The sequence below is a fragment of the Ensifer sp. NM-2 genome, from assembly GCF_003024455.1.
In the GTDB taxonomy this organism is placed as follows: domain Bacteria; phylum Pseudomonadota; class Alphaproteobacteria; order Rhizobiales; family Rhizobiaceae; genus Ensifer; species Ensifer canadensis.
The window spans coordinates 689,961-696,698 of record NZ_PVZR01000001.1 but is presented as its reverse complement, the minus strand read 5'-3'; the positions used below and the strand labels follow the sequence as shown (position 1 = coordinate 696,698).

The 6,738-nt window shown below is 56.8% G+C and carries 8 protein-coding genes; 1 reads left to right on the top strand and 7 read right to left on the bottom strand.

Going from position 1 to position 6,738, the window contains the following annotated elements:
- Window position 1 precedes the first annotated feature (1 nt).
- Window positions 2-214, bottom strand: a complete 213-nt coding sequence (locus C6558_RS03455; RefSeq protein ID WP_107026849.1) for a helix-turn-helix domain-containing protein — start codon at window positions 212-214, stop codon at window positions 2-4.
- Between the two features lie 1,189 nt (window positions 215-1,403).
- On the opposite strand from C6558_RS03455, the gene C6558_RS03450 reads away from it, so the two are divergent.
- A complete protein-coding gene (locus C6558_RS03450; RefSeq protein ID WP_107026848.1) occupies window positions 1,404-1,970 on the top strand; it encodes a recombinase family protein in 567 nt (188 codons plus the stop codon).
- Between the two features lie 1,155 nt (window positions 1,971-3,125).
- On the opposite strand, the gene C6558_RS03445 is transcribed toward C6558_RS03450, so the two are convergent.
- The 6 genes from C6558_RS03445 to C6558_RS03415 all read right to left on the bottom strand — a co-directional run bounded on the left by C6558_RS03445 (window position 3,126) and on the right by C6558_RS03415 (window position 6,553).
- Entirely contained in the window at window positions 3,126-3,311 is a 186-nt protein-coding gene (locus C6558_RS03445) for a hypothetical protein (RefSeq protein ID WP_107026847.1), read from the bottom strand.
- Window positions 3,312-3,640: 329 nt separating this feature from the next.
- Window positions 3,641-3,961, bottom strand: coding sequence for a DUF6074 family protein (locus tag C6558_RS03440; protein WP_107026846.1), 321 nt, complete (start codon window positions 3,959-3,961; stop codon window positions 3,641-3,643).
- 139 nt (window positions 3,962-4,100) lie between these two features.
- The gene (locus tag C6558_RS03435) at window positions 4,101-4,601 is read right to left on the bottom strand and encodes a hypothetical protein (RefSeq protein ID WP_107026845.1); all 501 of its coding nucleotides are present in this window, start codon (window positions 4,599-4,601) and stop codon (window positions 4,101-4,103) included.
- Between the two features lie 175 nt (window positions 4,602-4,776).
- On the bottom strand, window positions 4,777-5,256 hold the full coding sequence (locus tag C6558_RS03425) for a hypothetical protein (RefSeq protein ID WP_107026844.1): 480 nt from the start codon (window positions 5,254-5,256) through the stop codon (window positions 4,777-4,779).
- Window positions 5,253-6,242: a hypothetical protein gene (locus C6558_RS03420; protein ID WP_107026843.1), complete on the bottom strand. Its 990-nt coding sequence runs from the start codon at window positions 6,240-6,242 to the stop codon at window positions 5,253-5,255. Before C6558_RS03420 ends, C6558_RS03425 begins: the two co-directional genes overlap by 4 nt.
- Entirely contained in the window at window positions 6,242-6,553 is a 312-nt protein-coding gene (locus tag C6558_RS03415; protein WP_107026842.1) for a hypothetical protein, read from the bottom strand. Before C6558_RS03415 ends, C6558_RS03420 begins: the two co-directional genes overlap by 1 nt.
- Between the last annotated feature and the right edge of the window lie 185 nt (window positions 6,554-6,738).

Here is a 6,738-nt window from a genome sequence, read left to right as displayed (position 1 = left end):
ATTACCCCCGCTTTTCATCACTATCGTTGCTCTCGGGCTTATCCGACGCGCCACCGGAGCGCACCCAATCGTCAACCTCATTCTGCTTGAACATCCAGCGCCGTCCTACGCGGTGAGCCGGCATGTCACGCTGCTCGATCCACTTGTAGACTGTTTCATTGCTCACGTTCAGGTATCGGCATATGTCCTCAACCGTCAGCCAGCGTTCATCCATCGCTTTGCCTCATACTTCGATTTGCCCCATGCCCTAGGCAAACAGCCAAAAAACGCCTTTATCTAAAGGATAGGGGAAGCACGAAGAAATCAGCCGAATTAAGCCGATTAGAGCCTGCTTAGCAGGAAGATGAGGGGGATGTCGATAGCAGCGACTTGCGCCGATTCTCAGTCGAGCGAGCAGGTTTGTTTGATTGTTCAGCTTGATTGTTCAGCATCGATGACGCCTATTTAGGTAAGCTGCTCGATCCGCCCTCTGCGATGGCAACGATTAGCGGCACGTCGCCCTTGTAGGCGACCAGCACCTTGGCAGACTTGGATCGCTGTCCGGCCCATTGCGGTAGCTCCACAACGCCACCCATCACCTCGTGAAAAAACTTTCGGCTGACGACATAGATGGTCGCCTCGTCCGGGCTGACCAGGATAAAGCGGGTCCTTGATCGTATCGTAATCAGCCATCAGCACCATGGCTCCCGTCGCCCGCCCCATGTGCGGGCCAGGCCCTCCCGAACAAGCATGTCGCCGGCGTCACTCCCGTTGACGCGAACAACCGCCATGTGCGACCGTAGCGATCGGTATCCTGCCGATGGATCTCCACCTTGCCCCCTCAAGAATGGAAGCGAGCCCTCGCTTCGATTGCTGCGCCAGGTCGGATTCGTAGCGGCATTTCCCCTCGATCTCCGGCGCGTACCATATTGAAGATCCGCACTGATTTGCCGCCGTGGCTTCCGACGCGGACCGCACGCTGACCCAGACCGGCGTGCCGCAAAAACACAATTTCGAGGTCGTGTGGGTTCGGCACCACGAACTGCTGTTTGTTTGGGGGCTTCGCTCTAGCAGGCTTTGACACTACGGGTGCCGCGTCGAAAACTTCGTAACTGGACGCAGCCGCCTGGGTGGGCTCGGCGTCTCGACATAAGGTCCCGTATCATCGCCAGAAATTCCAGGACCCTGCAGGCATTGAATCCAAAATCAGCTATCAAAACGTGTCACGCAACCGACATGTGATCGAGCTCCCTAACCGAATACCGCCATAGGCGATTGCCAAGTGTCATTAGGCCCTGCCTTTATGAGACGATCTGAAGCGGCTGATTACGTGTTTAAAATAGTACCAATAGAATTGTAGTTGACGTTTGGTACCTTGGTTTCTAAATATCACTTAGAGTCTATTGGAACTTAACGGGTGTTTTATGTCACATGCGATTATTGGTTATGCGCGGACTTCCACGGTTGATCAGGTGGCCGGGTTTGAGGCGCAGTTGCGCGACCTCAAGGAGGCCGCATGCGTCAAGGTGTTCCAGGAGCAAGTGTCGTCGGTCGATGTGGAGCGGCCACAACTGGAGGCGCTTCTCGATTATGCCCGAGAGGGGGATACGCTCGTGGTGACAAAGCTCGATCGCTTGGCCAGGTCGATGTTCAACCTGATGTCCATTTTGGAGCGGCTGCGGGCCAAGGGTGTTGAACTGCGCGTTCTCGCCCTCAATCTCGATACAGCGACACCGACCGGAAAACTGATGTTGAACATGATGGGTTCCATTGCGGAGTTTGAACGCGAGCTTATGTTGGAGCGGCAGCGCGAGGGAATTTCGAAGGCGAAGGCCGAGGGTAAATATACCGGCCGCAAACCCACAGCGATGGCGAAGGCGGCCGAGGTGAAGCGGCTGCGGGCCGAGGGAAAGACGGCCGAGGCTATAGCCGAGGTGCTGGATATCAGCAGGACAAGCGTATTTCGGGCGCTGAAAGGGGCGGCGGCATGACGCCGATGGGGATTCATTCATTTCGTTGCTTCGGTTTGGGCTTTCATGGCGCCTGCCGTGGCGATCGGTTTTCTTGTCGTGGCGTTGCGGATAACTCGCCTTGCCGCGTTTAGGTATCTTACGCCGGGTTGGCGGTCGGGGGATTGGATGCGGTCGTCTATTTCGTAAAACGGGTGGATCAATCGTAGGGCTGTCCTTCATGGAACCGCTCCAGCAGCCCGGACGAAATCTGTTGTCGGGGCCGCCGGTTAGTTTTACCGTGGCAGCTGTTGGTTGCGCGAGCGCGAAACCGACCTTTCGAAAGGCGGTTATTCGGCGCATGAGCGAGCGGCTTTGGCTGTGACCGACCGGACGCGGCAGGGTTTCGCGGGGCGTCCGCCACGCAATAGGTGACCCAATGACAATGCGACCGGCGACGGGCGACGGGCGAAACCATCCCGTGCGGACAGCTTTGGCTATCTCAGCATGTCCTGAGATTGTGGGCGACTTCATTCAAAGATTCTGGTGAACCCGCGCGGTCGGCAGACGTGCCGGGATAAGACCAGATCTCGCTTGGTCCCAGTCGACCAACGCGCGCAGATGGCGACTGTCTTACTGTCTCGCAGCCGGAGTGCAAGATTTGCTACCGTTTTTTCGATTTGGAAAGCGGTGCATGCTGTCAATATTCAAATTCAACCGGTAAGGCGGCTATTTCCGTCGTGGGCCTCTAGTGCGGTGTAAAGTCCTTAGGGCTACGCCCCCCTGCCCACTCTCTTGATTTCAACTAAGGTCGACCTACTAGCCGCGCCTCATCTTCACTACCGAGCATGCACTTCGGATCGAGTTCTCTCAGCCTGCCTTGATCATCTCGCCAAGCGCCGCCGCTTCGGAAGCGGCGAAAGTGTCTCGTCACGAGACAGTTTAAGCGGTGCGTGCGTACGGGCAGGACTCATTACGGGCAGGACTCATTTGGAAGTAGGTCCCGAGCAAGGCCCACCCAGCGACGAGCTGTTTCACCTTGGCGCTCTCTTCTTAGAGTTGAGGCTGCCGGTTATTCTCCGAGGCGTCAGACTGGATTGTTCTTCCGCTAATTATCAAAGTGGGTCCATTACTGTTTTACGGCGACCTCACCGATCGATCTCTAGCCATTGAACGCGTTTCCGAAGCCGCAGTAGTTCAGTCGGCCGCACCTGACTTGGAGACTGCTTGGTCTTCCGCTTCGATTTCCTGCTTGATGCGGTGGAATGCTTTCGCCCGTTCGTGAATGTTGTAGATTCCGCGAACACGCCATTTGGCTATCGCTTCAGGGCTGTCCCAATCTGGGTCATGTCCCGGCTCACCGGGTCGCAGTCGTGCCGCCATTTTTCAACCTCTCTTCCGCTTAGTTTTCACTTCGTGTTGCACCATCCGGCTCATCCTCCGGACTAAGTTGACTCATTTCCATTGAGGAAGACCTCTTACTACATAGCGCTGCTCGTTTCCTTCCGCGCGTCGGCTTTGCACACCTACTACGGCGTTACCTAGCCCACCGAAAACATATGGCAAATGGCTGCGCCGCAGTTAATTGTCTCGTCACGAGACAGTTTCTTTAATTCGTTCTCGGTTTTCGGACAGTTTTTCGCGGGGAGAAGTACGCTCGCCGCTCATCCATCTCTTGCATCGCGTGTCGAGGGAGAGCGATACGTCATCGTTCATGCCGCACCTCGCGGATCCGTGCTGCCGGTGTGCCTGTAGCGGAGGCGGACAACCTCCTGATTTACCTTCGTCCAGAACGCGCCGATCTGTTCGTCCTGCAGCGCTTCCGACAAACCGAGTTTCGAAAACTGCGCGCTCAGTCCATCCGTGACCTGTTTGCAGTAGTATTCTGCATGTCGGTCAGTCTGCTTGTCGAGCAACTTGGCAGCAACGTCCCTGATCTTCCCAACGCGATTGATCATAGGGAACGGGATCAATGCGCACGCTGGAGGCTGCCAAGAGACCAGAGGCAGTGCAGTATGGTCATCTCCGCTCATCAGACCCTCCCCCCCGAGATATAATAGATAGTAGTAGAAAGGGAACCGAGACAAGCGCAGGAAAGGGAACCGATATCGCCGGGAAAGATGCAGGAAAGGGAACCGATACTGCGAAGGAAAGGGAACTGGGAAGTAGTTTTCATGCCGCTACCTTTCTCTTTGCTCTCACCGCGATTTCGGCCTCAATTCGGTATTCTTCGATGAGCTTTTCGGCTTGTGGCTTAGTCACCGTTTTCCACTCGTCTGTCGGGTTAAGCTTTCCCTTTTCTGGAACGAAGGTGAGGCGGTAGCCGTTGGCCGGTCTGATGTCGCCCTTGATCACGCCGTCCTCACGCATGACCTGGATTAGCCCAAGCTTCTCACCCAATTCCAAGGTGCGAAGGATCGACTTCTTCGAGACTCCGTATGCTTGGAACTGGGTGTATGCGACAAAGAGCTCGCCGTTGTTCTGTCCGCCGTGTCGGAGATGCTCGATGCAAAGCCGCTCGATGACCCTGACCAAGGGGCGTGGGCAAGACTGCCAAGACGGGCTGAGAAGAAGTTCCAAACGCATCGGAATGAAGCTCTCCATCCAACGGCGCTTCTTCTCACCAGTTTTTCCCGATGTCCGGCTGCGGTCTCGCTCGTTTAGTTTTCCCATCTACCCGAACGCCTTTCGATTTGTTCGATACTGTTGAGCGAGCTTGCATGCCTCGCAGGCCTGTAATGCCGTGAGGCCGAATTTCTCGCAAAGCACAGATATGATCGGGTGCGGTGGCTCCCGTTTTCGGAGACCCACATAGCGGCCACGTCGTTGGAAGTAGATTCGCGAGGGATCATGCAACGTCGCCCCGGTTCGCATCTGCCTGCAGCGCATCGAGGCACTGCCCAAATGTCCAGTCTGGATGGGCATCCCAGTAAGGCGCAGCGACTGCTTCCGCGTTTTCCATTTCGTCAGCCACTTCGCCGATCGCAGACTGCTTGTTGCGCCGCAACTCTACAGCCTTCCGGAATTCAAGTCGCGAGAGAGCCAACGTCGACTTGACCTTTGCGCCGTCGTCGTCAACCGAAACCGCGCCGGGTAGAACGAGAAAGCTGAAGCCGAGCTGCTTGTCGCTTCGCACCTTCAGCGCACTCTTCTGCAGGTCGTTGGCAGCCTGCCGCAGATCCTTGGTAATCGTCGCGATGCTGGTACGCTTCCTGTCAGCGGCGCTGATTTTCGCATAGACCGCCGGCGCGAGGTCGCGAGCGTTGAACCCCTCTGCTGACATAGCGGTTTCGACGGCCTTGTTGATAATGTTGCTGTATGCAGTCATGCTTTTGCTCCTGGGTTGCGCTCCCACGCGCGGGCAAACTGTTCGAACCAGTTAGCGGCAGCGAGAAGCGACAAAACATCAATGGTGTGATTGAGGGCCGGCGGAACCGCCGAAACCATGTCGCCAGGTTTGGGAAGATCGGCGACGGCTTTGGCCATGTTCACCACGCGCAACAGCGTCGACCGCTGCTCCTGTGTGCCGAGCACCCGGCGAAGGTTCGCCTCTCGCTCCGGACTGATTGGTTCCGCAGCGGGCGCAGCCATCGCTTCGTCGTAGAGAGCCTTCGCGCTGGCGAAAGCCTCTGCTGCCTTCTGGAAACCGGAGTCGTTTTCGAGGTCTTCGGCGGTGATCTCATCCTCTGCCGTCTGGGTCGCGATGGCCTCCGACTGCGAGAGGACAACACGCTGGGACACCAGATTTTCTGGCTGCTCAAATTGGAGCACACCGCTTCCGATCGCCGAGGTATTCATGGTGTACGTCGTACCATTCCGCTCAACGGTACGAACATCTGAGGTGGGGATATCTTCGTATATACGAAGATGACGGACGAACCCTTCGGACACGCCGCAAGCTTTCGCGACCTTAGTATTCGGCCAACTTGACCACTCGGCATCATCAAGGAGGGTCATGACAGCGCGCCGCTTGTCATCGCGGGTCCGTTGCAGCCCGTGGGAGGAATTCGCGCCGACGCTGAAGAGGACCGCATCGCGACGTGTTCCCTGGCGAACATCCGCCTCGACGATGGTGAGACCAGCCTTGAGGTAAGCCCGATGACGATGAAAGCCATCGGCAAGCCAGTGCTCGCTCCCATCGTAGAAAATGATCATCTTTGGGAAGGTAGCGCCATCAGTCATTGCCGCGGCGTAATCGTCAACCACAACGTCGGACACGGTGGCACGTGATTGCGTGCCGCCATCGGTGCGGATTGCCGACAGCTTCACTTTGCTCTTCGGTTCGTCGGCCCGCTGAATCCGGCTCGCGTTCATCAGACAGTTCTCCCGTAGAGGAGGGACGCGCGGACCCGACCCTTAACCTTTCCAAGCTTGCGCTTGTCCTTCATATGTTCGCGAAGCAGCTTTAAGCCGATTTGGTGACCGTCTCCATTGAAGCCGCTCAGATGACTCTCTTCAGGGCAATCATTCGCGCTCCAGCAGTTAGGGAGCGTCTGATCTCCGAACCGGGGATTGGACCAGCCGAGGTTGTGTTCGTTGTCGCCTTCGTCCAAGGCGATCAACTCTTCGATGCGTGCTTTGAGTTCAGCGCCGCGGTGCTGGATGATGGCGGGGTGGACGCTCACTTCGGCCGCTCCCCAGCACGGTTCCTGTCAACGACGATCGCGCAACGGATTTGGTGATTGACAATCACGTCCCAGTCGCCACCGCCGACTGGGGCCAAGAGGCTCAACTTGCGTCGATTAAACGAGAGCACTGGCTTTGCTGCTGTCCCGCTGTTATGAACGCTGCTGTTCATTTCACAATCCTT

Bases quoted from the DNA above. Each gene is read 5' to 3' on its own strand.
- C6558_RS03455 (WP_107026849.1), bottom strand. From the start codon at position 214: ATGGATGAACGCTGGCTGACGGTTGAGGACATATGCCGATACCTGAAC.
- C6558_RS03450 (WP_107026848.1), top strand. From the start codon at position 1,404: ATGTCACATGCGATTATTGGTTATGCGCGGACTTCCACGGTTGATCAG.
- C6558_RS03445 (WP_107026847.1), bottom strand. From the start codon at position 3,311: ATGGCGGCACGACTGCGACCCGGTGAGCCGGGACATGACCCAGATTGG.
- C6558_RS03440 (WP_107026846.1), bottom strand. From the start codon at position 3,961: ATGAGCGGAGATGACCATACTGCACTGCCTCTGGTCTCTTGGCAGCCT.
- C6558_RS03435 (WP_107026845.1), bottom strand. From the start codon at position 4,601: ATGGGAAAACTAAACGAGCGAGACCGCAGCCGGACATCGGGAAAAACT.
- C6558_RS03425 (WP_107026844.1), bottom strand. From the start codon at position 5,256: ATGACTGCATACAGCAACATTATCAACAAGGCCGTCGAAACCGCTATG.
- C6558_RS03420 (WP_107026843.1), bottom strand. From the start codon at position 6,242: ATGAACGCGAGCCGGATTCAGCGGGCCGACGAACCGAAGAGCAAAGTG.